Raw genomic sequence first — 26825 nt, forward strand, 5'->3', positions numbered from 1 at the left:
GCAATAGGGGATAGGAGAATGCCGCTATGACAAAAAGTGATTATAATTCAGAGTTTGAAGACAATAGAAAAGAGATTGAAGTAGAAGAGAAGAAGACAGAAGGATTGCCTTCTCGTGTGCAGCTACATCAAAAGAAAAAAGCCTCTCCAAAACGTGAAAAGAATGATTCACGTAAAGGATTGACACTCATCAATGTAATTCTTGTCCTTTTTACGTTAATTCCGATTGGAATATTTGTGTATGTTCTTTCAGATTTGTATAATCCTAAAGAGGATACGACAGTCAGTGTAGATAAATCAGGCGTGACTATTGAAGTAGGGTCAAATGAACCTCCAAGTTCAAGTTCTGGTACACTGGCAGATACAGAAAAAAACGATGGAAAATCAGATGAAGAAGCTTCTAAAGAAGAAAGTCAGCAAGAACCTCAAAAGCCTGAAAAAAAACCGGTAGAGACCCCAACTCCAAAACCGGAAGTAAAACCAGAAAAGAAGCCGGAGCCAAAGCCTGAAGTAAAACCAGAAAAGAAAACAGAGCCAAAGCCGGAAGTAAAACCGGAAAAGAAGCCTGAAGTAAAACCAGAAAAGAAACCAGAGCCGAAACCGGAAGTGAAACCTGTAGGAAAGACACACAAAGTAGCGCCAAATGAGACACTGTATCGTATATCTGTTAATTACTATGGATCTGGAAGTGGTGTTGAAAAAATCAAAGCAGCAAATGGACTTTCTACTAATTCAATTAGTGTGGGACAGACATTGGTCATCCCTTAATTAAAAATTTTGAAAGGGCAAAGTACACTAACTTTGCCTTTTTCATATGGTAGGTGAATGTATGAAAATATTGAAAATTGGAGTCGGAACTGTGGTGGCAGCTATTAGCGCACTAACTCTGGGTATGTTTTGTAGTGCACATCGAAATACATTGAAAATACACCGAATGAAGACATCCTTGTCTACAGCGAGTAATGCTAAGCTTAAAGTGTTTTTTATAAGTGATATTCATCGCAGAAGAGTTCCAGATAGGTTACTTGAAAAAGTTCGGTCACAAGTCGCGTCTATAGATCTCGTTATTATCGGAGGAGATGTTGCCGAAAAAGGAGTGCCTGTCAATCGTGTTAAACATAATATTGAAAAACTATCCACACTTGGTCCTATTTATTATGTGTGGGGAAACAATGATAGAGAAATCGGTGAAGATACGATTCGAAACCTGATTTCAAGTGTGGGCGGAACGATTCTTGACAATGAGAGTATCAGAATTGCATCTCATCCAGAATGGATTATTACTGGGGCTGATGATCCATCCAGTGGAAATACGAATGTACAAAAAGCCGTAGCATTTGATGGAGAGTATACGTATCAGCTTGTAGCGGTGCATAATCCATCCCTATTTAAGAAGTTTGTGGAAGTTTCAGATCCCTCACTTTTAGTCGGAGGACATACACATGGCGGTCAAATCCGTTGTGGACCCTATGGCATGCAACTTAGAGGGACTTTTAAAGAGACTGCGAGTCGTGCGGAGCTTATTAGTAACGGATACGGGACGACGCTTGTCCCTTTTCGATTTGGAGCACCATCCGAAACCCATCTGTTAATAATCTCGTATGAAAAAAGGAGAGAGAATAGTCAACATGCAAAAAACTGATGCCATTATTATAGGAGCAGGTCCTTGCGGATTGTCTGCTGCTATTCATTTACAACGACTAGGTCTTGATGTGTTATTAATTGAAAAGGGTAATATTGTAAACTCGATTCAAAAGTATCCAACACATCAAACATTTTTTAGCTCAAGTATGAAATTATCTATAGGGAATATTCCATTCATAACTGCAAAAGACAAACCACAGCGCAACGATGCCCTGGTCTATTACCGAACTGTTGCAGAGTTGGAACAGCTAACTATCAATAGTGATGAAACGGTCCTTTCTGTTAATAAGGAAGGGGAAGTATTTCTCGTCACTTCGGACAAACGAAGTTATGAAGCTACTTATGTAGTGACAGCTACTGGCTATTATGACCAACCGAATCAGTTGGAAGCGATAGGTGCTGAATTACCACATGTCCATCATTATTTCAAAGAAGCTCATCCCTACTTTCGTAAACATGTCGTAGTGATTGGCGGGAAAAATTCGTCAGTAGATGCTGCCCTTGAGCTTGAACGTGCAGGTGCTCATGTAACTGTTGTGTATCGAGGTTCTACGTATTCTCCTAGTGTAAAGCCATGGATATTACCGGGCTTTGAAAGTCTTGTGAACAACGGTAAGATTAGAATGATTTTCGAAGCAAGTGTAGAAGAAATCACAAGTACATCCGTCATGATTAAAACAGAAACTGCAGTGGAAGAAGTTCAAGCGGATGCTGTTTTTGCCATGATTGGTTATCATCCGGACTATGATTTCTTGGAACGCATGGGAATTCGTTTAGATCAGGAAACAGGCTGTCCTTTTTATGATGAAGAGACAATGGAAACATCTATTGAGGATCTTTATATTGCAGGAGTAATCGCAGCTGGAAATAATGCGAACTCTATTTTCATTGAAAATGGACGCCATCACGGTGAAGCTATTGCGTACTCAGTTTCAGAAAAACTGAAAATGAAGTGCTAATTTAATAGGTAATTATTTCTGGTTTTGTGATATAATCACCCTGATTGGGGGTGCGCAGCTTGATAATTTTATTTACAGTGGCGATTGCACCATCACTGGCATTGTTCAGTTATCTCTATTTGAGAAAAGAAATTTCAAGCGATCCTTCACGCACACTTTTTAAAGCGTTTGTTTATGGCGCTGTTATGACGTTTCCGATTCTTTTTATCCAACACGTATTCGAAGAAGAGCAAGTGTTCACAAACGAGTTTTTACAGAATACGATATTTACAGGTGCGTTGGAAGAATTTTTTAAATGGTTGATTTTACTGGTCTTTGTTTATAAGAATTATGAGTTCGACGATGCGTATGATGGAATACTTTTTGGCGCAAGTGTTTCGCTAGGGTTTGCAACAGTTGAAAATATATTATTTCTGTTTACGTTTGGACTGGATACAGCCTTTATCCGGGCGTTGCTACCAGTTTCAAGTCATGCACTATTCGGTGTAGTGATGGGTTATTATTTTGGGAGATCTAAATTCGCTTCGGGTGATAACAAAAAGTGGTTCTTAGTTAGTGCATTGGTCTTCCCTTTTTTGTTACATGCCACTTATAATACTATCTTAGAAATACATGACTTGTGGCTTTACTTAATGATTCCATTCATGCTGTTTTTGTGGTGGTTTGGACTTACACGAGTAAAATATGCACATGTGTTTGCAATGAGACAAATTCGAAAAAGGCTCCCATGAAACCATCCTTTACATATAGGATGGTTTTTTTTTTGAAAAAACAACAAAAATACATAAATTTAGTGATTTAGGACAGTCTAGTAGGCATATGCAGAACGACTGGAGGAAATGACATGAAGAAAATAGTATGTACAATGCTTTTAGGATTTGTATTCTTTTTAGGCATCCAACTCTCTTTCTCAACAGATTCCCATGCATTTACAGATCGTGGACTCGAAAGGGGAAGTAAGGGAGATGACGTGATTGAGCTCCAAGCGAGACTTCAGTACATTGGGTTTTTCAAAGGTAAAATAGATGGAGTGTTTGGGTATCAGACCTATTGGGCATTGCGCGAATTCCAAGAAAAATATGGGATGCCTATAGATGGTATAGCAGGCACTAAGACAAAGAAAAAATTGACAACAGTTTCTTCCTACGACAAGAAGTTTGTCATGGATAATATTAATAAAGGAAAAGATTTTACTCACTATGGAGGCAAACCACTTTCTTCGCAAGTTACAGGTGGGAGCGGGACAGGTTCAAAGAAACCAAGTACCCAAATGCCTCCAAAATATAGTGAAGATGATCTGAAGTTATTAGCAAATGCTGTATATGGTGAATCTCGTGGAGAACCGTACGAGGGACAAGTGGCGGTTGCAGCGGTGATTTTAAATAGAATTGAGCATCCTGATTTCCCTAATACAGTCGGGGGTGTAATTTTCCAGCCAGGTGCTTTTACCGCAGTTTCGGATGGACAAATATGGCTAGAACCGAACGAGCGAGCAAAAGAAGCGGTAATCGATGCCATGAACGGATGGGATCCTTCAGAGAATGCAATTTATTATTTTAATCCTGTGACGGCTACTAGTAAATGGATTTGGTCGAGACCTCAAATAAAGAAAATAGGATTGCATATTTTTTGTAACTAGAAAGAAAAATTTAGTTACTGGATAAAGCTAAAAGTTTATATGAAAGCAGGTGCAGCCAATAATTATGAAAAAATTAATGTTTATAGCAACTTTTGCGATTGTATCGTTATCGGCTTATTCTTACTCGGTATTTACACAAAATAAGGATTTACAAAATTCGTTATCTGTTCAATATGCAAAAAATATATCAGATGCATCTTCGAAATTACAAGAACTGGATACTGCAGTAAAAAAGACATTGTTGTTCAATGAAGGCGAAGGTGATGTGGAAGCGCGTGAAGATATTTGGCGTCTATCATCGGATATTCAACAATCGGTGGCATCCTTACCCTTAGACCAACGATTTTCTACTTCATGGATGAATTACTTAGGAAGATTGGGCAAGTTTGCAAAAGAAGGTGATGAACAGACGGAACCAGTGGAATTCCATAAAGTCATGAATCATGCCTCAGAAAATATTGAAAGTCTTTCCGATCAATGGTCAATTGCAACGGCAGATATGGCTAGCGGAAATTTATCAATGCAAGAATGGCAAGAACGGTTAGATGGTGAAAAGGCATCTTTTGATTGGAACGGATTGAGTGCATCGATACAACAATATACAGAAAGTGATTTCCCACTCACTGCGAGTGAATCTGATGCATTAAAGAAAAAAGAATTAAAACATATTGATGATCCTAAAGTGACAAAAGAACAGGCGATGGAAAAGTTTAAAAAGTTATTCCCTGATGTATCTAAACAAGTCATCGACACTACGGATAGTAAACCGGGTGCAACGTATCCTTTTTATCATATACGATTCGCTGATCAGGATTCTGTTGGTTATATCGATATTACACAAAAAGGAGGACATGTTCTTTCGTTCCTAACAGAACGACCAGCACGTCCAGGGACTATGGAATTGAATCAGGTACAGCAGCGAGCAGAGACGTTTTTGAAAGACTCGGGTTATATGGATTTAGTATTCCAAGAAGTACGTGAAAATGACACAGCATTCCACTTTGTTTACACACGCGTGGAACCTCTACACAAAGCAAAAGTGCTCTCAGACACAATTCAATTAAAGGTCGCAAAAGAGGACGGCCGAATTTTAGGTCTTAATGCTGCTGAGTACATCAGAAAAGAAGAATTGAAAGATCAACCCATGGTTAAAGTGGATTGGACAACATTCTTTCATCAAGCGGTTACCGTCAATGAAGAAGATCTGGTCTATGTGGAGAACGAACACGGAATTCAACGTCTCGCATACTCGATGACGGTGACGTTACATGAACATGGCCAAACAGGAACGTATGTTGTACTTGTAGACACTGAAACAAAAGAAGTAATCAGAACTGAGAAGCAAGTTTAAAATAAGGATTGGAAATTTGCACCTGTCATGCCATAATACTAGTATGAAATCATGACAGGTGGCGGTTTTGTGAAGCTTGCATTAGGTACTTCAATTACAATTGACAAAGATTATACAGAAGTAGGAGAAAAATTTAAAAGTCGTGTAGTGGATATAGGGAAAGATTGCGTCATGATCGATTATCCTACACAACTTGATACAGGCAGGACTGCATTCTTCATGGATGGCACACAGCTTCTCGTTTCATTTGTGGATGAATTGAAAATGGCTTATGTCTTTAAAACCGAAGTATTGGGTAGATTGAACAAAGGAATTCCTATGCTACAACTAACGTACCCAGGAGATACACAACTGATTAAAATTCAAAGACGAGAGTTTGTTCGTGTTGACTCCCCATTAGATGTAGCAGTGAATAAGGATGGTGTTATCCACCAATTAGTAGCAGAGGATATTAGTGCGGGTGGTATGGCACTAAACTTAGCCAAATCAAATTTTGAGCAAGACGACATTGTTAGTCTTACTATCGTCCTTCCTTTCAAAAATAACTCAATTAAATACGTACGAGGAAATGCGAGGATTGTCCGTATCTGGGAAAAAGATGGTCGGAGAATTGCATCGCTGCAATTTGACCAAATTGATTCAGAATCACGTCAACAAGTTATTCGGTTATGCTTTGAAAGACAGTTGAAAAAACGCAACGAATAGGGAAAAGTCTTTGGGAAAAAGACTTTTCCCTTTTCCCTATGGTACAATATTCCCGAAAAGAGTACGGAGGTAGAAGACATGGATAATGGAATACAGATTGCAATCGATGGCCCTGCTGCTGCAGGTAAGAGTACAATTGCAAAAATCACAGCAAGTAAATTAGGTTATACATACATCGATACAGGTGCAATGTACCGAGCTCTGACATATAAAGCTTTAGAAGAGCATATAGATGTATATAACGATGATGCACTAGTAAGTCTGCTCGAAGGAATTGTAATCGATTTACTCCCTTCGGAAGAAGGACAAATAGTCCGTGTAAATGGAGAAGATATTACTGAAGCGATCCGGTCTCAAGAAGTCACATCTAATGTTTCTGCTACGGCTGCGCAACCCCGCGTGAGAAAAATGATGGTTGAAAAACAACGACTTTTAGCAACGACTAAAGGTGTTGTGATGGATGGAAGAGATATTGGGACTGCTGTGTTACCAGATGCAGAATTAAAAATCTTCATGACTGCTTCAGTGGAAGAACGTGCGGCTAGGCGTTTTGCAGAAAACAATACGCGAGGGATTCATCGATCAATGGAGGAACTGTGTCAAGATATCGCTACTCGCGATAAAGCAGATACGGAACGAAAAGCTTCTCCGTTAAAACAAGCTAGCGATGCGGTCTTTATCGATACTACTTCAATGACAATTGAAGAAGTTGCAGATACTATAATTCAACATGCAGAAAAGAGGAAGCAACGATGAACTTATATCCTCTTGGCAAGGCACTTTGCGCGGCTATACTGAAACCGTTTTACAGAATCAAAGTTGTTGGGAAAGAGAACTTTCCAAAAGATGAGGGAGTACTTTTGTGTACGAACCATATTGACAACCTGGACCCACCGGTTGTTGGACTGACTGCGCCGCGTACTGTTAATTTCATGGCGAAAGAAGAACTTTTTCAATTGCCAATTTTAAAATCAGTGTTACCCAGCGTAAATGCTTTTCCTGTTAAACGTGGTCTTAGTGATCGACAAGCAATACGGAAAGCACTCGAACTTCTACGCTCCGGACAAGTGGTGGGGATGTTTCCTGAAGGTACGAGGAGTAAAAATGGAGAATTAGGGAAAGGATTAACAGGAGCTGGTTTTTTCGCATTAAAAGGCGATGCACTTGTAATGCCTTGTGCGATTATTGGACCCTATCGCCCATTTAAACAATTAAAAGTCGTATATGGTAGCCCAATTAATATGACACCATTACGGGAACGAAAAGCTTCTGCTGAAGAAGCAACAGAAGTGATTATGGCAGCCATTCAAGAGCTGTTAGAAAAAAATAGTTAACAAACAAGTTCAATTTTTTGTTTTTATGGGTAAATTCCAATATTATAGAGTTATGATTACAATGGAGGAGGACTACATATGACTGAAGAGATGAATGTAGAAGCAATGGATGGATATAATGAAGGAGATCGTGTGACAGGCAAGGTTACCAAGATTGAAGATAAGTCTGTCACTGTAGAAATTCCTGGAGCACCATTTGATGGCGTGATTCCAATCAGTGAACTATCTAGTCTTCACATTGAAAAGGCATCCGATTCTGTAAAAGAAGGCGACGAACTAGAGTTGTCTATAATTAAAGTTGAAGATGACGCGTTTGTGTTATCTAAACGTAAGGTTGACGCTGAGGATGCTTGGGATACACTTGAAGAACAATTTAATAATTCTGTGACAATCACAACTGAAGTTAAAGATGTTGTTAAAGGCGGATTAGTAGTGGATCTAGGAGTTCGTGGATTTATTCCGGCATCGCTTGTAGAAGACCACTTTGTCGAATCATTTGAAGATTATAAAGGACGTAACATGGAATTTAAAATTGTTGAAATGGATAAAGAGAAAAATCGTTTAATCCTTTCACATCGTGCGGTTATCCAAGAAGAGAAATCATCTAAAAAAGAAGAGATTCTAGAGAATCTTCAAGAAGGTGAAATACTTGATGGAACTATACAAAGAATCGCTTCGTTTGGAGCTTTCGTCGATTTAGGTGGAGTAGATGGACTTGTTCATATTTCCCAGATTGCACATGGTCATGTTGAGAAAGTATCAGATGTCCTAAAAGAAGGAGATTCTGTACAAGTTAAGATTTTGTCAGTAGATCGTGACTCTGAACGAATTAGTCTATCTATTAAAGAAACACTAGCAGGACCGTGGGAAGGAATTGAAGACAAAGCTCCTAAAGGTGCTGTACTAGAAGGCACAGTTAAGCGTCTTGTTTCTTATGGTGCTTTTGTTGAAGTGTTCCCTGGAGTAGAAGGGCTTGTTCACATTTCGCGGATTTCACATGACCATATTGGCACTCCTAACGAAGTATTGTCAGAAGGTCAAACTGTAGAAGTAAAAGTATTAGACGTCAATCCTTACGACAAGCGTCTTTCTTTAAGTATTAAAGACCTAACTGAAAAACAAGAAGACGCTTATGATGGCTATGAAATGCCTGAAGAGCCTTCTGGTTTCTCGATTAGTGACGTTATTGGCGATCAACTTAAAAAGTTTTCAAACTAAAAGGTTCGGCAACCTGTAACAACTGAATTGAAAGAGATGGCTCTTTTAAGAGCGCCATCTCTTTTTTTTGTGTATAATATGCATAAGATAGCTTGGAAGGATGTATGACTAATGAGTAAACCAACAGTAGCCATCGTAGGGCGCCCGAATGTCGGCAAGTCCACGATTTTTAACAGAATAGTCGGGGAACGTATTTCTATAGTAGAAGACGTTTCTGGCGTAACACGAGATCGAATTTACAGTTCAGCTGACTGGTTGTCCCACGAATTCAATTTAATCGATACAGGCGGTATCGTAATTGGGGACGAGCCTTTACACGTCCAAATTCGGCTGCAGGCTGAAATTGCAATTGAAGAAGCAGATGTAATTATCTTTTTGACTAACGGTAGAGAAGGAGTTACAGACTCTGACGAGCAAGTTGCGAAAATTTTATATAAGACAAAAAAGCCGGTAGTTCTTGCAGTCAACAAGGTCGATAATCCCGAAATGCGTGATATGATTTATGATTTCTATTCCCTTGGTTTTGGAGATCCGCATCCTATTTCTGGATCACACGGTCTAGGTCTTGGAGATCTGTTAGACAGCGTAGCAGAAAGCTTCCCGGATCCTTCAGAAGAAGTAATTGAAGAAGATGTAATCCGTTTTTCTTTAATTGGGCGACCAAATGTAGGGAAATCATCGCTTGTCAATGCTTTGCTCGGTGAAGAGCGAGTGATTGTAAGTGATATAGCTGGAACAACTACCGATGCTACTGACTCTTCTTACGAATTCGAAGGGCAGAAGTTTAAAATCATTGATACCGCAGGAATGCGTAAAAAAGGTAAAGTTTACGAGAACACTGAAAAGTATAGCGTTCTTCGTGCTTTGAAGGCGATCGATCGTTCGGATGTTGTACTAATTATTATTAATGGTGAAGAAGGAATTCGTGAGCAAGATAAGCGAATTGCTGGTTACGCGGAAGAAGCAGGGAAAGGAATTCTTTTTGTTGTAAACAAATGGGATGCTATTGAAAAAGATGAGAAAACAATGAATAAGTTTAATGATGATATTCGTAAAAACTTCCTGTTCTTAGATTATGCACCGATCGCATATGTGTCGGCAAAAACAAAACAACGTGTTCGCTCATTGTTTGATTTAATTATCACCATTAGTGAAAACCACTCAATGCGTATCCAGTCAAGTGTCTTAAATGAAGTAGTCGAGGATGCTATTGCAAGAAATCCAGCACCTTCAGACAAAGGAAAACGACTTCGTATTTACTACACAACTCAAGTTGCAGTGAGACCACCTGCTTTCGTAGTCTTTGTGAATGACACAGAACTGATGCACTTTTCATACGAACGATTCCTTCGCAATCGTTTAAGAGAATCATTTGGATTTGAAGGAACGCCGATTCGAATCATTACTCGGGCGAGAAGTTAACGAAACCATCGGAGAGGATGAGTAGTAGTGAACAAAGTTTCTGTGATAGGTGCAGGAAGTTGGGGGACTGCTCTTGCGTTTGTTCTTGCCGAAAATGGACATGACTGTCTGATTTGGGGAAGAAGAGAAGAGCAAACTACTGAAATAAACGAGCAGCATACGAACCAAGCATATTTGAAAAACTGTAAGTTACCCGTAACATTAAAAGCAAGTTCAAGTCTTCAGCGTGCTGTAGAGCATGCTGATATTCTAATTGTTGCAGTTCCTACAAAAGGGATGCGAGAAATTGGAGTGCAGTTGAACGAGATGATAAAAAAACCAAAGTGTATTGTGCATGTATCTAAAGGAATTGAACCCGATACGCTTAAACGAATCACTGAGATGCTAAAAGAAGAAATTCGTCCTGACGCACGTAGAGCACTTGTTGTCTTATCAGGACCTTCACATGCGGAAGAGGTTGTATTACGTCATCCTACTACTGTCACAGTCGCTTCAGACGACGCTGAGGCAGCTAAAGAGATACAGACGTTATTTATGAACTCATATTTTCGTGTGTATACCAATGAAGACGTACTCGGAGTAGAGCTTGGCGGTGCACTGAAAAACGTAATTGCTCTTGCTGCAGGTATTGCAGATGGTTTGGAATATGGAGATAATGCAAAAGCAGCATTAATTACGCGTGGTCTTGCAGAAATTACTCGCTTAGGTGTTAAGATGGGTGCCAACCCACTCACGTTTTCAGGGCTTGCGGGAATGGGCGACTTAATTGTTACAGCTAACAGTGTCCACTCACGTAACTGGAAAGCAGGAAACATGTTAGGGAAAGGTCACTCGTTAGAAGAAGTGACAGAAGGCATGGGAATGGTAATTGAGGGAGTTCGGACGACGAAGGCAGCTCATCAGCTTGCGAAGCAGTATGACGTATCTATGCCTTTGACGGAGGCGCTATATTCTGTTTTGTTTAAAGGTCATGAACCTAGAGAAGCTGTCGATTGGTTAATGAGTCGGGGTAAGAAGAATGAAACAGATGACTTTTCAAGCTAAGTCGATTAGGAGTTTCCTTCGATTTTAGTACCTATAAATTTAAGACTGGAAGGAATGACGTGCTTTGTCATCGTTGGATAAAATGTGGCTATCTTTCTATGCGATGGGTTTCATGATGGTTTCAATGGGACTTATCCATGTTAGCCGTACTAAATTAACAAATAAGTTTTTGAAAATCGGTTTTGCCATCATTGCATATGCACTTCTGACCTTCTCATTTTTTGCTATGATCTATCTCGTGTTCAACGGACCAACAGGAGGCGCATAAACCTATGAAACGTACAGTACTATTTTTAGTGGTTGTGTTCTCAATTCTGTTGTCAGGTTGCATGTATCCACAAGACGAAACAGAAAGTAAGCAAAAACCGTATGAAGATCAATTGGAAACTGTCCAAAAAGCAGTGGATGCGTACCAAACAGAATCGAATGGGTTGCTGCCGATTAAGACGCGAGATATGGAAATCGATCAATATATTAAATATCCAATCGACTTCACTAAAATTGTTCCTTCATTGACTGAGAAGATTCCTTCGAATGCCTATGAACAAGGCGGTATCTATCAATACGTCTTAATGGACGTAGAAGAAAACCCTACAGTAAAACTTGTGGATTTGAGGGTTGCAGAGCGTATTCGTGAGCTCATCCTTCGTAAAACTGTTAATGGCGTACTTCCATTCAAGAATGCTCTGCAAGAGGGTGCGAATGTCTATGAAGTGGATTTTGAAAAAATGGGGCTAAAACAACCCATAACTGTTGAAAGTCCTTATTCGGAAGCACATTTACCACTTGTAGTAGGTGGGGATGGAAAGTTTTATATCGATTATTCGATTGATCTAAATCGGATATTGGACAAAGAAAAGCCAAAGATAACGCCTGGCGAAGACATTCGCTACTTGCTTTCAGAGAGCAGTCCGATACTTCCTGCCTATTCGTTACCTTATACAGTAAATGAAAAAAATGAACCTATTTTCATGAAAACCTCCAACTAAACAAAAAAACGTTTCATGCTTTATGCATGAAACGTTTTTTGTTTTCATAAACTACTATGCGTAGAAAAGGAGGACGATGGAAATGAAAGAAGAACTATATGAAAACTTAGCGAGACGAACAGATGGCGATATTTATATCGGAGTGGTAGGTCCTGTCCGTGTCGGAAAATCCACTTTTGTAAAACGTGTGATGGAAGAAGTAGTCATTCCAAATATGAGTGATCAGGCGGACCGGACTCGCGCGCAGGATGAGCTACCACAAAGCTCTCCAGGACCCGTCATCATGACGGCAGAACCAAAGTTTGTGCCAGCGCAAGGAACCGCGGTTTCGATAGGGGATGGCGAGCTATCTTTCCAAATTCGTTTAGCTGATTGTGTTGGATACGTCATTGATGGCGTGAAAGGATACGAAGATGAGAATGGCCCGAAATATGTCCATACACCATGGCACAACGAGCCTATTCCTTTTGAGGAAGCTGCACGGATAGGAACTGATAAGGTGATTCGAGATCACTCGACTATCGGTATTCTGTTGACGACAGACGGTACAGTCAATAATATTCCTCGAGCTTCTGCAGAAGCCGCAGAGACTGAGATTGTGTCAAAACTGAAAGAGATTGGAAAGCCTTTTGTAATTGTATTGAACTCGAAAATGCCTGCTCATGAAAAAACGGTCCAACTTAAACAACGGTTACAAGAAGAACATGGCGTACCCGTTATTGCCATTAGTGCGGATCAGTTAAACGCCCAGGAAATCCAGCTGATTCTAAAAGAAGCACTCTATGAATTCCCAATCACTCATATTGATCTTCAAAAACCAGATTGGATGGATGTGCTTGGGCCAGACCATTATTTGAACTCAAATATTGATGAAATTATCAATGAAGGGTTTCTAGATGCATCTAAAATCCGCAAAGTTCAACAGCTTGCAGAGCGTTTGAATCAAGAGGATTATATCAAGCATGCAGAGGTTATTGAGGTAGATGCCGGTAAAGGAAGAGCAATCCTTGACTTAAAAATAGACGAACAAACATACTTAACGGTTTGTGAGTCTTACATGGATGCAGAAATGAAAACAAAGAAAGATTGGCTTCTATTCATCCAAGAAGCAGTCAAAGCAAAGAAGTCATATGATATGTTCGCTGAAGCGATTGAAACTGCTAAAAAGGATGGCTATGGGGTAGCACTTCCAACTATAGCTGATTTCCAGCCAACTCAGCCTGAACTTATTAAACAAGATGCATTTTATGGGGTCCGAATGAAAGCGACGGCACCTGCGCTACATGTTATTCGTATTGACATGGAAGCGGAGTTTGCACCGTTGATTGGTTCTGAGTTCCACAGCCATCACCTATTAAAAGAGCTTAAAAATGCGTATTTACATGATCGTGAAGCATTATGGGAGACGCAATTATTCGGTACACCACTACATGAAGTACTAAAAGAAAGCATACGTTTTAAAACATCTGCTGTTCCTGATAGTGCACGGAGAAGACTTCGTGAAACGATTGAGAAGATGGTGAATGAGGGCAATAAGGGCATGGTGACATTCATCGTATAACGAGTAAAGATCCGTTTTTAGCGGGTCTTTTTTTATGGAACTAAAACGGAGAAACGTGAGCATACCACAATATTGTTGCACCGCAGATTCGGTTATGTTACTCTTTTTACAGTGTTAAAGAGCTTTAACAAACGATTGAGAGGAGGTGAACGAGATGAACAAAACTGAATTGATCAACTCCGTAGCAGAAGCAGCAGAACTTTCTAAGAAAGATGCAACTAAAGCTGTAGAAACTGTTTTCGAAACAATCCAAGACGCTCTTTCAAAGGGTGAAAAGGTACAATTGATCGGCTTCGGTAACTTCGAAGTACGTGAGCGTGCTGCTCGTAAAGGCCGTAATCCTCAATCAGGGGAAGAAATTGAAATCGCAGCTAGTAAAGTTCCTGCATTCAAAGCAGGTAAAGCATTGAAAGATGCTGTTAAGTGATTCAATTACATAGAAGTCCGTCAGTCCGTCCGTAAAGGATGCGCTGGCGGGCTTCTTTTCCGTTTGCTGGCGATTTTGAAAGCCCTCAACTGTACTGAATCCAAGGAGTATGCTACTATTTTCAAGGACTAGATGTGCATCAGAGGAGGTTCAATCGATGGAAGAAGTGAACTTTAAGAAAATAGAACAAGCTGTCACAATGATATTAGAAGCAATCGGTGAAGACGCAAATCGTGAAGGCTTACAAGAAACTCCTAAACGCGTTGCTAAAATGTATGAGGAAGTATTTGCAGGAATGAACGAAGATCCTCGCAAATATTTTGAAACAGTTTTTCATGAACAACATGAAGAGGTCGTACTGGTGAAAGATATTCCTTTCCACTCCATGTGCGAGCATCATCTCGTTCCATTCTTTGGAGTTGCCCATATTGCATACATACCAAAAGATGGCGTTGTGGCGGGACTCAGCAAATTAGCCAGAGCCGTAGAATCTACAGCAAAGCGTCCTCAGTTACAGGAACGGATTACAACATCTGTTGCAAATGTCATGATGGAAATGCTTAACCCACGTGGAGTTTACATCATCATTGAAGCAGAACATATGTGCATGACGATGCGTGGAATAAAAAAACCGGGTTCAAAAACAGTTACAACAGCAGCGCGCGGAGTTTTCGAACACGACAATGTGAAAAGAGCAGAAATTCTGTCCTTAGTAAAGTAGGTTTCGGTCCTTTGCGGATCCCTATTTAACTGTGATATGATAGGTTAGATAAGAATGACGGGAGAGTGGCGTATGACTGCACCAGATTACATCATCATCAAAGCTAAAGAAGATGGTGTCAGCGTTATCGGGTTAACCCGTGGAAACGATACCAAGTTTCATCATACGGAAAAGCTGGATAATGGTGAAGTGATGATTGCTCAGTTTACGGAACACACATCCGCTATGAAAATCCGTGGGAGTGCAGAGATAACAACTGCACACGGGGTTGTCTCCAGTGAAGAGAGAGCATAAAAGCAACCTGCATCGTTCACTAGTTAGATGCCTTGGAATGGAGAAACGGTGATGAATAAACACGACTTGAATTCTATTGTAGGAAATTATATAAACAATCTGCAAGATGCTTTACGTGAAACCACTTTGAAAAGGGAAATTGGATCCTTTCCAGTCGATCCTCTAAAAGCCTTTTTTGTGTTGCTGCCTTTAGTCAACGAGGAAAAGAACGACGATAAACTGAAACAAATTATACTATCGCTCGGTTCAATTCACGCAGCGCTAGATGTGCATGATCGCATTCAGAGCGATCAGGCGACGTCAGCTGAACAACAACTAACGGTACTTGCAGGCGATCATTTTAGTGGAATCCATTATAAAGTCTTAGCGGAAATAGGGGAATTTGAATTCATTCGCGAATTATCCCAAACAATTGCACATATCAACGAACAAAAAACAGCACTCCATCACGAATCACACACGAGCAGTCCACTTTTAATTGAACGACTTACAGTCATAGAGACAGGATGCATCTCCGTATTTTACGAAACGTATGATTTCGTTCGCTATCGTGAACTTGTAGAAACAGTCCATACGTACATTCGTCTTGTTGATATGGCTGAAAAACCGGAACACCAAGCTTTCCAGCTAGATGATTCCACGATTAAACTAGCAATAGATCTGCTTCAGCCAAAGCTGGATCGGGTACTTGAGCACATGGACTTCTTACAACCAGTTCTTCAACAAGCGATTCAAGAACTAGTAAACCCAGACAATCGATAATTCGATTATTGAAAAGAGGAGATTCCACTTGAGTCAATCCAAGGAAGAAAAGGTCCATTCCGTATTTGAATCGATTTCAACAGACTATGACAAGATGAATTCTGTCATCAGTTTCAACCTACACAAAAATTGGCGATCAGATATTATGAAACGCATGAATGTCCAACCTGGCTCGAAAGCACTGGATGTCTGCTGTGGTACTGCAGATTGGACAATTTCCCTAGCACAAGCTGTGGGGGACAAAGGTGCCGTCACAGGGTTAGATTTCAGTAATGCTATGCTATCTTCAGCAGCCCCCAAAACGGACAAGTATCCGAACATTACTTTAATCCAAGGGAATGCTATGGCGTTGCCGTTTGAGGATAATATTTTTGATAATGTCACAATCGGTTTCGGGTTACGTAACGTCCCTGATTACGCAACAGCATTACGTGAGATGTATCGTGTTGTTAAACCCGGTGGAACAGTTGCGTGTTTAGAAACATCTCAATCGGAAATTCCTGGGTATCGACAATTATTCAGACTCTATTTTAATTACGTTATGCCTGTGTTTGGAAAAATGTTCGCTAAAAGTTATACAGAGTACTCTTGGCTTCAAGAATCTGCTGATGATTTCCCTGGTCGTGAGGAATTAGCGCAATTATTTAAGTCTGCTGGCTTTACTCAAGTGGATTATCGTCCGTATAGTGGCGGCGTAGCTGCAGGGCACATCGCGATCAAATAATAAGCAGGCGGGAGAAGGGAATCATCTTGGAAAAGTTGAAGGCAATGGCATTATATACAGACTTCCGGAAGGAACTCATCTATATTGAGAAAGAGCTTGAGAATGCCGTTCAATCGGATTCTCCGCTGATCCAGCAAGCATCAATGCATTTGCTGAGAGCTGGGGGAAAGAGGATCCGTCCAATTTTCGTATTCCTTTCTTCCAAGTTCGGAAATTATTCCATGGAAACAACCGCAAAAGTGGCGGTCTCCTTGGAATTGGTCCATATGGCCTCACTTGTACATGATGATGTAATCGATGATTCAGATATGAGAAGAGGCCGTAAAACGGTTAAAGCGAAATGGGACAATAGAATTGCGATGTATACAGGAGATTTCATCTTTTCTAGAGCGTTGACGTCAATTGGCGAGATTGAAATGGAATCTGTTCATCGACTTCTCGCTGAGACAATGCTTGAAATTTGTAAAGGTGAAATCATTCAATTTGATTATCAGAGAAGAACTGATCAGTCTTTCAGAGATTACTTGCGTCGCATTAAGCGGAAGACTGCTTTACTGTTGTCGTCAAGCTGTGAACTCGGAGCCCTTGTGTCAGACGCGGATCCAGAAGTAGTTCGCAGATTGAGAAACTTCGGTTACTATGCTGGGATGGCCTTCCAAATAGTTGACGATATTCTAGACCTCACATCGTCAGATAAACAGCTCGGGAAACCTGCAGGTTCTGATCTTTTAAACGGTCATTTGACATTGCCTATTTTATACATCCGCAATGAACCTGAATTTCAACCTTTTTTAAGGAAAGCTTTTGATGGGACGTTGTCCGAGAAAGAACGTTCGGCTATGTTAACGTACATTCGTGAGAGTGGTGCTATTGAAAAAGCAGATGCTGTCAGTGCTTTGTATTTAGAAAAAGCAACCGCTGAAATTCGTTCTTTACCTGACAGTGATGCTAAAAAAGCGTTCGAACAAGTCGCAGAGTTTTTAGCTAAGCGAACATTTTAAATACTCATAGAAAAAGAATAAATTGAAAGATCGCTTGACGTTTGGTACGATCAGTAGGGGTAACCCTGATCTGTCATTATGAAGGAGTGTAATTGAATTATGGAAAAAACATTTTTAATGGTAAAACCAGACGGCGTACAACGTGGTCTAATCGGTGAAATCGTAAACCGTTTCGAAAGCAAAGGATACCAGTTGGTAGGCGGGAAATTGATGACGATTTCTCAAGAACTTGCTGAACAACACTACGGTGAGCATAAAGAGCGTCCGTTCTTCGGCGAGCTTGTTGACTTCATTACTTCTGGTCCTGTATTCGCGATGGTGTGGGAAGGCGAAAACGTCATTACTACAGCTCGTCTTATGATGGGTGCTACAAACCCTAAAGAATCAGCTCCTGGAACTATTCGCGGTGACTTCGCAGTTACTGTTGCTAAAAATATTATCCACGGTTCAGATTCTCTAGAATCTGCAGAGCGTGAAATTGGCTTGTTCTTTAAAGAAGAAGAACTTTCTTCTTACGAAAAAGCAGTAAACAGCTGGATTAACTAATACGAAACAAAAGCAGCCAAGCGGATTCCGCCGGCTGTTTTTGTTATACATAATTGCTGGTCAAGGGGAGGTAAGGTATGTCGGACTATACAAAATTTATTACTGGCGTTAAACAGAAAACAGGTATTGACCTTTCCTTGTATAAAGAAGCGCAAATGAAACGAAGGCTTACCTCTCTTTACGAAAAAAGAAACTGTAAAGATTTCAACGAGTATTTCGAACTGATTCGAAGTGATCGGTCAATGATGGATGAATTCCTGGATCGAATGACGATTAATGTGTCAGAATTTTACAGAAACTCGCAACGGTGGGATGTTCTTGACAAAAAAATACTTTCACAACTTTTACAGAAGACAAAAAAGCTGAAGTGCTGGAGTGCTGCATGCTCAACTGGTGAAGAACCTTATACAATGGCAATGGTTCTGTCTAACCACGTCCCGTTGAAAGAAGTCGCAATCACAGCAACTGATTTGGATATGGGGGTACTGGAAAAAGCAAAAGTAGGGTTATATCCAGAGCGTTCCTTAAAAGAAGTCCCTTCTGCTATGAAGCAGAAATACTTCAAACAAGAAGGTCAGTTTTTCCAGGTTACCGATGATATAAAGAAAACGGTTGCTTTCAAGCAACATAATTTGCTTGACGACGCTTATGGGAAAGATTTTGACTTAATTGTTTGTAGAAATGTAATGATCTATTTCACTGAAGAAGCTAAAGATCAAATTTATACAAATTTCGCAAAGGCTCTTAAGCCAGGTGGCATTTTATTTGTTGGTAGCACTGAACAGATTTTTAGTCCGGAGCGATATGGGTTAGAATCCGAAGATACCTTCTTTTATAAGAAAATATAAAAAATCCGGACTTTTCCGGATTTTTTTGTTTAAACAAGTAGTCAACGTTCGTGTAGTTTGGTAAAGTGCTAACAATGGTTCGATTTCAGAACGTATCAAAAGGGGGATAACGGGATGAGAGTATTGACAGCAGGAGAATCACACGGTCCAGAGTTGACCGCAATTATTGAAGGGTTGCCGGCACAATTGCCGTTGACGGCTGAAATGATTACTAAAGAATTATCACGTCGCCAAGGTGGCCACGGGCGGGGACGTAGAATGCAAATTGAGAAAGATCAGGTCGTTATTTCTTCGGGTGTTCGTCATGGGAAAACGCTAGGCTCACCTGTAACGTTAACGGTCGTCAATGACGACTGGAAACACTGGACCTCGATTATGGGAGTTGAACCGCTTCCTGCGGATGTAAACCCTGAGGATATTAAGCGTCAGATTACACGTCCGCGGCCAGGTCACGCCGATCTCGTCGGTGGCATCAAGTTTGGTCATCGTGATCTTCGAAACGTACTGGAGCGATCTTCAGCTCGTGAAACAACGATGAGAGTAGCTGCTGGTGCTGTAGCGAAACAGTTTTTAAGTGAGCTAGGAATACATACTGTCGCTCATGTTGTTGAAATAGGGGGCATCGTAGCTGACTCTGGAGTCACTGCCGATCTCTCTATGGAAGATATGCGCATTCGTATAGAGGCGGATCCTGTGTACTGTGCCGATCCTAAGGTGTCTCAGACTATGGTTGCAGCCATTGATGATGCTAAGGACCGCGGAGACACGCTAGGCGGCGTCGTAGAAGTAATTATCGAAGGTTATCCACCCGGAATGGGAAGCTACGCACAATTTGATAAAAAACTAGACGGGCGACTTGCAGCCGCAATGATGTCCATTAACGCTTTTAAAGGTGTGGAATTCGGAATCGGATTTGAAATGGCAAAGCTTTTTGGTAGTGAAGTACATGATGAAATCGCTTGGTCAAAAGAACGAGGCTATTACAGAAAATCCAATCGATTAGGCGGTTTAGAAGGTGGAATGTCAACAGGCATGCCGATTATAATTCGGGGTGTCATGAAGCCGATCCCTACGTTATATAAGCCTTTGGAAAGTGTTGATATTGATACAAAAGAGGCATTCACTGCAACGATTGAACGTTCAGACCCTTGTGCTGTTCCCGCAGCATCAGTTGTCGCAGAACATGTCATTGCAACTGAACTCGCGAAAGTTCTCATTGAAGAATTCCGTTCGTTTGAAATGAATGGGCTGAAAGCCGATTTGGAAGAGTACCGTCTCTACGCAAAGGAGTTTTAAGCGATGCAACAACTCACCGTCAGTACTAAAACAGAGAGTTATGACGTTCATATCGGGCGACACGTCTATGAACTATTTTCCACAGATTATAAAGAACTGATGACGAGTGCGGATAAAGTCGCTATATTTGCAGACAAAACTGCCGCTTCATTTCACTTAAGTGAACTTGAACACGCTTTAAGTTCTTTGAATATTAAGTTCGTCATTCATACATTACCTGCCGGTGAAGCATGTAAGACCCCAACTAGTTTCTTGGGGTGTCAATCGTTCTTACTACAGCACAACTTCACGCGTAATTCGGTTCTTATCGCTTTCGGTGGTGGAGCGTGTGGGGATCTAACAGGTTTTGTCGCAGCTACATTCATGAGGGGTATTCGATTTTTACAGTGCCCCACAACTATTCTTGCACACGACAGCGCGGTTGGTGGGAAAACAGCGATTAACATGCCGGAAGGAAAGAATATGGTCGGTGCATTTCATCAGCCGGCGGGCGTTCTTTTCCAACCAGAATTTTTTGCTACATTGCCTGATCGGGAAATCCGATCAGGAATGGCAGAATTACTAAAGCATGCATTAATTTCCGATGCAATCTGGACGCAGTCTTTGCTGACGAATTCTCATTTCCCTTATCTTTCTTCTGAAAGCTTGCCACTTGAGTTACTTAAAGGGATTCAAGTGAAAGCTGATATTGTTGCCCAAGATGAATTTGAACATGGTATACGTAAATTTTTAAACTTCGGTCATACACTTGGCCATGCGGTTGAAGCGTATTATGGCTTTGGAAAAGTGAGCCATGGAGAGTGTGTTGTAATTGGTATGGCTTATAGTCTACTGTTAAGTGAAGCGTATGGTGAGATATCAAAGGAGTTCACGAATGACTTCATTCGATTTGCCATCCAAGCAGAGTATCCATTACAAGCAATCTGTAATGTTGAATTTAAACCATTGTTACAATTCATGAAAAAGGATAAGAAAGTCTCTTCAGGGGCACTAGTATTTGTTTTGCTTAAAAGTCCAGGTAATCCGTTCACTGAAACTATTTCTGAAAAGGAATGTGAAACAGCTTATCAAGAATTGATCCTACGGGTAAAGGAGGAAGTGTAAATATGACAGTAAGAGGGGTTCGAGGAGCGACGACCGTCGATCATGATGAGGAACAAACTGTTTTAGTAGCAACTGAACGATTAGTAGAGACAATGGCATCTGAAAACGGGATTGAAATCTCTGATATTGTTTCTGTTCTCATTTCAACAACTGTTGATGTGCAGTCTGCATTTCCAGCGAAAGCCGTCCGTACTATTGAAGGTTGGAATTTTGTACCCGTAATGTGTATGCATGAAATGGATGTAGATGGTGGTATGCCTCGATGCATCCGGGTTCTTATGCACATCAACTCTGAAACTCCGCAACAAGATATTATCCATATCTATCAAAATGAGGCTGTAAAGTTAAGACCAGATCTTAAGAAGTAATTTAACCTATAGGAGGAGTCAGCTATGAATTGGAAACCAGCACTAGCATCTATGAAACCCTATAAACCAGGACGTTCAATCGAGGATGTACAGAAAGAATACGGCATAAAAGAAATCGTTAAGCTAGCTTCTAATGAAAATCCATATGGGTGTGCACCGTCAGTTCGTAACTTGTTGAATGCACCAGACATTCAAGTGGAAATGTATCCAGATACTGCTGCTCCCCCGCTACGAACAAGACTTTCTGAAAAACTAGGGGTTGACGAGTCCTGCATCCTTTTAGGCAATGGTTCTGATGATATCATCACCATGATTTCTCGTGCATTATTGAACGGGGAGTCAAATACATTGATGCCAACGCCCTCTTTTCCTCAATATGCACACAATGCAAGGATTGAAGGTGCTGAAGTCCGTGAAATACCATTACTTGATGGTCAACATAATTTAGATCATTTTTTAACAGAAATCGATTCTGCAACAGCCGTCATTTGGATCTGTAACCCGAACAACCCAACGGGCGATCTCATACCTTCTCAGCATATTAAAAACTTTCTAGATCAAGTTCCAGAAACGATTTTGATTGTTTTGGATGAAGCCTATTTTGAGTACATAACCGATGGAAGCTATGAGGATCCGGTTACCTGGTTGTCGGAGTATCCGAATCTCATGATTCTTCGAACATTCTCCAAAGCGTATGGACTTGCTTCATTCCGTGTAGGATACGGAGTTGCTGCACCTGCTATTATTACCGAATTGAATAAGGTTAGAAATCCATTTAATACGAGCTCGCTGTCTCTCTTAGCAGCAGAGTGTGCGCTTGCAGATCAAGCATTTATCGATCAATGCCGTGAGGAAAATGATAAACAAAGGAAACGCTTTGAAGAATTTGCAAAAAGCCACAAGTTGCACATCAACCCTTCAGAAGCGAACTTTGTACTTATTGAAGTTCCGATGGATGCAAGTGAAGCAACAGATCAGTTAATGCAACAAGGCTATATTGTAAGAAGTGGTAACTTACTTGGCACTCCAAATCGAATAAGAGTGACGATCGGCTCGGAAGAACAAAACAGTGGATTCTTCAAAGCGTTCGAAACACTTATGACAAATTGAGGTTAATAGCATGACTACAAATGTATCTATAATAGGACTAGGTTTAATTGGAGGATCATTAGCGTTAGCGTTAAAACGAAATCCAGAAATCATTATCACGGGGTTTGACCGTTCTTATAAGTCGGCAGATGAAGCGTACCGAAGAGGCATTATAGACATCGTTGCCCCGTCTGTTAAAGTAGCAGCAAAGGACGCAGATTTTCTTATTTTTGCTGTTCCGGTGGCGGCTTCCACAGAGCTATTACAAGAAGCTGTTTCATGGGAGTTAAAAACATCTGTAATTGTTAGTGATACAGGAAGTACCAAACAACCTATAATGACAGCTGCGCAAGGGTTAATCGACAAGGGCATTACTTTTATCGGGGGTCATCCGATGGCTGGATCTCATAAAAGTGGTATCTCAGCGTCCATCGGGCATTTGTTTGAAAATGCTTATTATGTATTAACGCCTTCAGCGAACTGTCCATCAGATGATCTAGAGAGCATGAAGTCACTGTTGACTGTGACACAAGGCAAGTTGGCTGTACTTGATGCTTCTGAACACGATCAAATGACTGCCGTTGTTAGTCACTTTCCACATATTATCGCATCATCGCTTGTGAACTTATTAGCCTCTCAAGAACAACGACAACCTTTCGTCAGGAGATTGGCAGCGGGAGGGTTTCGTGATTTAACCCGTATCGCTTCTGCCGATCCTGTAATGTGGAGAGATATTACAGTTCAAAACAAAGAAGAATTGGTTGGCCAATTGGATCGATGGCTATCTGAAATGCAAGATGTGCGCGAAATGCTGAAAACCAATGATCCGACTTCAATCGAGCAGTTTTTTGATCATGCCAAACAGTTTCGCGATCAGCTACCTTCTGTAACACAAGATGCTGCCCAAGGTGCGCTATATATGCAATTCGATCTTCATATCGATGTACCCGATCATCCAGGTGTGATTTCCGAAATAACCCGTATTTTAGCATCTAAAGAAATTAGTTTGACAAATATTCGAATCGTTGAAACGCGAACGGACGTCTATGGAATTCTAGTTATTAGCTTCCGCTCAGCTACTGAACGGAACCAAGCTGCAAAAGTACTTGAAAAAGAAACCGAGTACTCTATGCAAATACTTTGACTGAGGTGGGTATTATGGGGAAAATGGATAGAATCACAGCTTCTTTTGAAGGAGGGGTCTTGAACGGCGTCGTTCAAGTTCCGGGGGATAAATCGATTTCACATCGCGCTGTGATGCTCGGTGCAATTGCTGAAGGTACGACGTCAATAAGTGGTTTTTTAGCCGGAGAAGATTGCCTATCAACGATTCGTATATTTTCACAGCTTGGAGTGGGGATTGAAAGAAATGGGACAGATGTTTCTGTGAAAAGTCCAGGTATTCTTAAATGGAAAGATCCTGTTAATCCATTAGATGCAGGTAACTCAGGAACGACAGCTCGGCTGTTACTGGGAATTCTTGCAGGTTCGCCTGTTACAGCGCAAATTTCAGGAGATCGTTATTTGTGCAAGCGACCAATGCGTCGCGTTACCACTCCATTAACTGAGATGGGAGGCTCTTTTAGTGCTGATAATGATTCTGGTACACTCCCTATTACAGTTACAGGAACTACTTTAAAATCGATGCACTACGAGATGCCTATTGCGAGTGCTCAAGTCAAATCTGCTGTTCTTTTTGCAGGGTTTTCTGCACAAGGTACAACTGTTGTTACAGAAAAAGCAGTTTCACGCGATCATACAGAAAGAATGCTTCAACAATTTGGAGCCAATCTTCTCGGAGAAGGAAATTCTGTCTCGATTGAAGGTGGTCAAACACTTAAAGCGTGTGCTGTAAAAGTACCAGGTGATATTTCTTCAGCTGCGTTTTTCATGTGTGCAGCCGCAATGGTTTCTGGAAGTGCGATTACTTTTAAAGATGTTGGTCTTAATCCGACACGGACTGGAATCATTGATGTTTTGAAAGAAATGGGCGCAAAGGTTACCGTTGAGCAGAAAGTAGAAGGCGAAGGGGAACCATACGGTACACTGACAGTAGAAGCTGCTAATTTGCACGCTGTGGAAATTAGTGGAGCTTTAATTCCACGATTGATTGATGAATTACCTGTAATTGCTCTGCTTGCAACACAAGCCGAAGGGGTAACCATCATCAAAGATGCTGAAGAGCTTCGAGTGAAAGAGACAGACCGAATTGAAGCAGTGTGCTCGGAATTACAAAAACTTGGGGCAATAATTGAACCTACACCGGATGGAATGCGAATTACCGGTCCAACAAAGCTAACCGGTGCAACCTTGAATTCCCATGGAGATCATCGATTGGGAATGATGGCTGCAATCGCTTCGTTAGTGACAGAAGGCTCTGTGCAAATTGAAGATGCCTCCTGTATCAATGTTTCCTATCCGGGATTTTTTGATCATCTAAATTCCCTGACTCAAATTGAAACACTAATGGAGTAAATTGTATACAACGTGTTAAAAAAGGAGAAACTATGGAACAGGTACAGCAGTTACAAAACATGATTGAACAAGGAAATCTTGATGCGGTTGAACAAATCGTTCTACAACTTACGACTAGTACGGAGTTTGACGAAGTCTATGACTGCGCTACGTTAATGATGGAGTATGGACTTGTTCCTCAAGCAGATCAATTGTACGATGCATTATTACAGCATATGCCTGATGCAGGACAGTTGAAAATTGATCGTGCAGAGGCAATGATGGCTCTAGGACGAGAAGACGAAGCACTTTTACTTTTGACTGACATCCATCAAGACGAAGAGGAGTATCTTCAAGCGCTTTTATTATTGGCGGATTACTATCAAACCATCGGAATGGCAGAAGTAGCCCTTTCGAAAATCAGCGAAGCAGAGGATCTTGCACCAGAAGAACCTGTCATTCACTTTGCAAAAGCAGAATTGTTACTGGATAGTGGAAAGTATGCGGAAGCAACGCGCCTTTATTTGAAATTGAAAGATAGAGGGATTGATGAATTCGGAGGCACTTCTATTGAGGCTAGAATTGCTGAAGCGTTTAGTGCAGGAGCTGCTTATGAAGAAGCGATTCCTTATTATGAGTCTATGTTAACGAAAGGGGATGTCCATCCAGATACACTGTTCGGAGCAGCTTACAGTCATTATCAAAGTGGAAACCCTCAACCAGCGTTACGTCATTTAGATCAGCTTATTGAAATGGATCCTGATTACTTTTCAGCTTATATGCTAGCAGGTCAAGCAAACCTTCTTCTGAATGACAATGATAAAGCGTTGGAATCTTTTAAAGAAGGAATCCTTCGGGACCAATTCGATAAAGAGTTGCATCTTGCTGCCGGTAAAGTAGCTTTGAAACTTGGTCAGCCTAGTGAAGCGGAACGATTATTAGGTGAAGCATTAGCGTTAGACCCTGAATATGTAGAAGCCCTTATATCGCTTGCGTCTCTATATGAACAGCAAGAGCAATATGAACAATTGCTTGAGCTCTTACAGGATGCTTCTGAAGAACTTTTGGAAATTCCATTGCTTGTAGCATTTAAAGCGTACGCCGAGGAGAATCTTGAACAGTACGGGGAGGCATACGATTCTTACGTGCAGGCATACACTGGCATGAAGGAAGATCCGGAATTCCTGGATAGATATGCAAAATTCTTATTAGAAGAGGGGAAACGAGTAGAAGCGATGAAAGTGGTAAAAGAATTAGTTAGTCTTGTACCGGATCATCCTGAGTGGTTATCGTTTCTAGAGGATCAGCAAGAAGAGGAGGCGTAAG

30 protein-coding genes are annotated in these 26825 nt (G+C 40.9%); all 30 read left to right on the forward strand.

Annotation, left to right across the window (positions count from 1 at the left end):
- Positions 1-26 precede the first annotated feature (26 nt).
- The 30 genes from ACRPI0_RS04520 (at position 27) to ACRPI0_RS04665 (ending at position 26824) form a co-directional block, all read left to right on the forward strand.
- Complete coding sequence (locus ACRPI0_RS04520) at positions 27-767, forward strand: LysM peptidoglycan-binding domain-containing protein (RefSeq protein ID WP_432355095.1); 741 nt, start codon at positions 27-29, stop codon at positions 765-767.
- A 61-nt stretch (positions 768-828) separates the two neighbouring features.
- The gene (locus tag ACRPI0_RS04525) at positions 829-1641 is read left to right on the forward strand and encodes a metallophosphoesterase (RefSeq protein WP_432355096.1); all 813 of its coding nucleotides are present in this window, start codon (positions 829-831) and stop codon (positions 1639-1641) included.
- Positions 1628-2602 carry a YpdA family putative bacillithiol disulfide reductase gene (locus tag ACRPI0_RS04530; RefSeq protein ID WP_432355097.1) on the forward strand — a complete coding sequence of 325 codons (975 nt, stop codon included), beginning with the start codon at positions 1628-1630 and terminating at the stop codon, positions 2600-2602. Before ACRPI0_RS04525 ends, ACRPI0_RS04530 begins: the two co-directional genes overlap by 14 nt.
- Positions 2603-2661: 59 nt before the next feature.
- Positions 2662-3333 carry a glutamic-type intramembrane protease PrsW gene (prsW, locus tag ACRPI0_RS04535; protein ID WP_432355099.1) on the forward strand — a complete coding sequence of 224 codons (672 nt, stop codon included), beginning with the start codon at positions 2662-2664 and terminating at the stop codon, positions 3331-3333.
- Between the two features lie 113 nt (positions 3334-3446).
- Positions 3447-4241, forward strand: coding sequence for a spore cortex-lytic enzyme (sleB, locus tag ACRPI0_RS04540; RefSeq protein ID WP_432355100.1), 795 nt, complete (start codon positions 3447-3449; stop codon positions 4239-4241).
- 64 nt (positions 4242-4305) lie between these two features.
- Positions 4306-5592 (forward strand): PepSY1/2 domain-containing protein, encoded by a 1287-nt coding sequence (locus ACRPI0_RS04545; RefSeq protein ID WP_432355101.1) that lies wholly within the window; start codon positions 4306-4308, stop codon positions 5590-5592.
- 69 nt (positions 5593-5661) lie between these two features.
- Entirely contained in the window at positions 5662-6297 is a 636-nt protein-coding gene (locus ACRPI0_RS04550) for a flagellar brake protein (RefSeq protein ID WP_432355103.1), read from the forward strand.
- A 78-nt stretch (positions 6298-6375) separates the two neighbouring features.
- Complete coding sequence (cmk, locus tag ACRPI0_RS04555) at positions 6376-7053, forward strand: (d)CMP kinase (RefSeq protein ID WP_432355104.1); 678 nt, start codon at positions 6376-6378, stop codon at positions 7051-7053.
- A complete protein-coding gene (locus ACRPI0_RS04560; RefSeq protein WP_432355105.1) occupies positions 7050-7631 on the forward strand; it encodes a lysophospholipid acyltransferase family protein in 582 nt (193 codons plus the stop codon). Before cmk ends, ACRPI0_RS04560 begins: the two co-directional genes overlap by 4 nt.
- A gap of 78 nt (positions 7632-7709) precedes the next feature.
- Complete coding sequence (gene rpsA / locus ACRPI0_RS04565) at positions 7710-8849, forward strand: 30S ribosomal protein S1 (RefSeq protein ID WP_432355106.1); 1140 nt, start codon at positions 7710-7712, stop codon at positions 8847-8849.
- 111 nt (positions 8850-8960) lie between these two features.
- Entirely contained in the window at positions 8961-10271 is a 1311-nt protein-coding gene (gene der / locus ACRPI0_RS04570) for a ribosome biogenesis GTPase Der (RefSeq protein WP_432355107.1), read from the forward strand.
- Between the two features lie 27 nt (positions 10272-10298).
- The gene (locus ACRPI0_RS04575) at positions 10299-11315 is read left to right on the forward strand and encodes an NAD(P)H-dependent glycerol-3-phosphate dehydrogenase (RefSeq protein WP_432355108.1); all 1017 of its coding nucleotides are present in this window, start codon (positions 10299-10301) and stop codon (positions 11313-11315) included.
- An 82-nt stretch (positions 11316-11397) separates the two neighbouring features.
- Positions 11398-11583 (forward strand): DUF2768 domain-containing protein, encoded by a 186-nt coding sequence (locus tag ACRPI0_RS04580; RefSeq protein WP_432355884.1) that lies wholly within the window; start codon positions 11398-11400, stop codon positions 11581-11583.
- 4 nt (positions 11584-11587) lie between these two features.
- Positions 11588-12304, forward strand: a complete 717-nt coding sequence (locus ACRPI0_RS04585) for a hypothetical protein (RefSeq protein ID WP_432355109.1) — start codon at positions 11588-11590, stop codon at positions 12302-12304.
- A gap of 82 nt (positions 12305-12386) precedes the next feature.
- Positions 12387-13865, forward strand: coding sequence for a stage IV sporulation protein A (gene spoIVA / locus ACRPI0_RS04590; RefSeq protein WP_432355110.1), 1479 nt, complete (start codon positions 12387-12389; stop codon positions 13863-13865).
- A 154-nt stretch (positions 13866-14019) separates the two neighbouring features.
- Positions 14020-14292: an HU family DNA-binding protein gene (locus tag ACRPI0_RS04595; protein ID WP_432355111.1), complete on the forward strand. Its 273-nt coding sequence runs from the start codon at positions 14020-14022 to the stop codon at positions 14290-14292.
- Between the two features lie 157 nt (positions 14293-14449).
- Positions 14450-15013 (forward strand): GTP cyclohydrolase I FolE, encoded by a 564-nt coding sequence (gene folE, locus ACRPI0_RS04600; protein ID WP_432355112.1) that lies wholly within the window; start codon positions 14450-14452, stop codon positions 15011-15013.
- Between the two features lie 72 nt (positions 15014-15085).
- On the forward strand, positions 15086-15307 hold the full coding sequence (gene mtrB, locus ACRPI0_RS04605; protein WP_432355113.1) for a trp RNA-binding attenuation protein MtrB: 222 nt from the start codon (positions 15086-15088) through the stop codon (positions 15305-15307).
- A gap of 51 nt (positions 15308-15358) precedes the next feature.
- Positions 15359-16069, forward strand: a complete 711-nt coding sequence (locus ACRPI0_RS04610; RefSeq protein ID WP_432355114.1) for a heptaprenyl diphosphate synthase component 1 — start codon at positions 15359-15361, stop codon at positions 16067-16069.
- A 28-nt stretch (positions 16070-16097) separates the two neighbouring features.
- A complete protein-coding gene (locus ACRPI0_RS04615) occupies positions 16098-16793 on the forward strand; it encodes a demethylmenaquinone methyltransferase (RefSeq protein ID WP_432355116.1) in 696 nt (231 codons plus the stop codon).
- Between the two features lie 26 nt (positions 16794-16819).
- A complete protein-coding gene (locus ACRPI0_RS04620; protein WP_432355117.1) occupies positions 16820-17794 on the forward strand; it encodes a polyprenyl synthetase family protein in 975 nt (324 codons plus the stop codon).
- Between the two features lie 99 nt (positions 17795-17893).
- Positions 17894-18340 (forward strand): nucleoside-diphosphate kinase, encoded by a 447-nt coding sequence (ndk, locus tag ACRPI0_RS04625; RefSeq protein WP_432355118.1) that lies wholly within the window; start codon positions 17894-17896, stop codon positions 18338-18340.
- 77 nt (positions 18341-18417) lie between these two features.
- Positions 18418-19188, forward strand: coding sequence for a CheR family methyltransferase (locus ACRPI0_RS04630; protein WP_432355119.1), 771 nt, complete (start codon positions 18418-18420; stop codon positions 19186-19188).
- A 114-nt stretch (positions 19189-19302) separates the two neighbouring features.
- Positions 19303-20484: a chorismate synthase gene (gene aroC / locus ACRPI0_RS04635; protein ID WP_432355121.1), complete on the forward strand. Its 1182-nt coding sequence runs from the start codon at positions 19303-19305 to the stop codon at positions 20482-20484.
- Positions 20485-20487: 3 nt separating this feature from the next.
- Positions 20488-21588: a 3-dehydroquinate synthase gene (gene aroB, locus ACRPI0_RS04640; RefSeq protein ID WP_432355123.1), complete on the forward strand. Its 1101-nt coding sequence runs from the start codon at positions 20488-20490 to the stop codon at positions 21586-21588.
- A 2-nt stretch (positions 21589-21590) separates the two neighbouring features.
- Positions 21591-21956: a chorismate mutase gene (gene aroH, locus ACRPI0_RS04645; RefSeq protein ID WP_432355124.1), complete on the forward strand. Its 366-nt coding sequence runs from the start codon at positions 21591-21593 to the stop codon at positions 21954-21956.
- Between the two features lie 24 nt (positions 21957-21980).
- Positions 21981-23066: a histidinol-phosphate transaminase gene (gene hisC / locus ACRPI0_RS04650; RefSeq protein ID WP_432355125.1), complete on the forward strand. Its 1086-nt coding sequence runs from the start codon at positions 21981-21983 to the stop codon at positions 23064-23066.
- A gap of 10 nt (positions 23067-23076) precedes the next feature.
- Positions 23077-24189 (forward strand): prephenate dehydrogenase, encoded by a 1113-nt coding sequence (locus ACRPI0_RS04655; RefSeq protein ID WP_432355127.1) that lies wholly within the window; start codon positions 23077-23079, stop codon positions 24187-24189.
- A gap of 23 nt (positions 24190-24212) precedes the next feature.
- On the forward strand, positions 24213-25520 hold the full coding sequence (gene aroA / locus ACRPI0_RS04660) for a 3-phosphoshikimate 1-carboxyvinyltransferase (RefSeq protein ID WP_432355128.1): 1308 nt from the start codon (positions 24213-24215) through the stop codon (positions 25518-25520).
- 32 nt (positions 25521-25552) lie between these two features.
- On the forward strand, positions 25553-26824 hold the full coding sequence (locus ACRPI0_RS04665) for a tetratricopeptide repeat protein (protein ID WP_432355129.1): 1272 nt from the start codon (positions 25553-25555) through the stop codon (positions 26822-26824).
- The last annotated feature ends 1 nt before the right edge of the window (position 26825 follow it).

It is taken from the genome of Sporosarcina sp. A2, assembly GCF_050858885.1.
In the GTDB taxonomy this organism is placed as follows: Bacteria; Bacillota; Bacilli; order Bacillales_A; family Planococcaceae; genus Sporosarcina.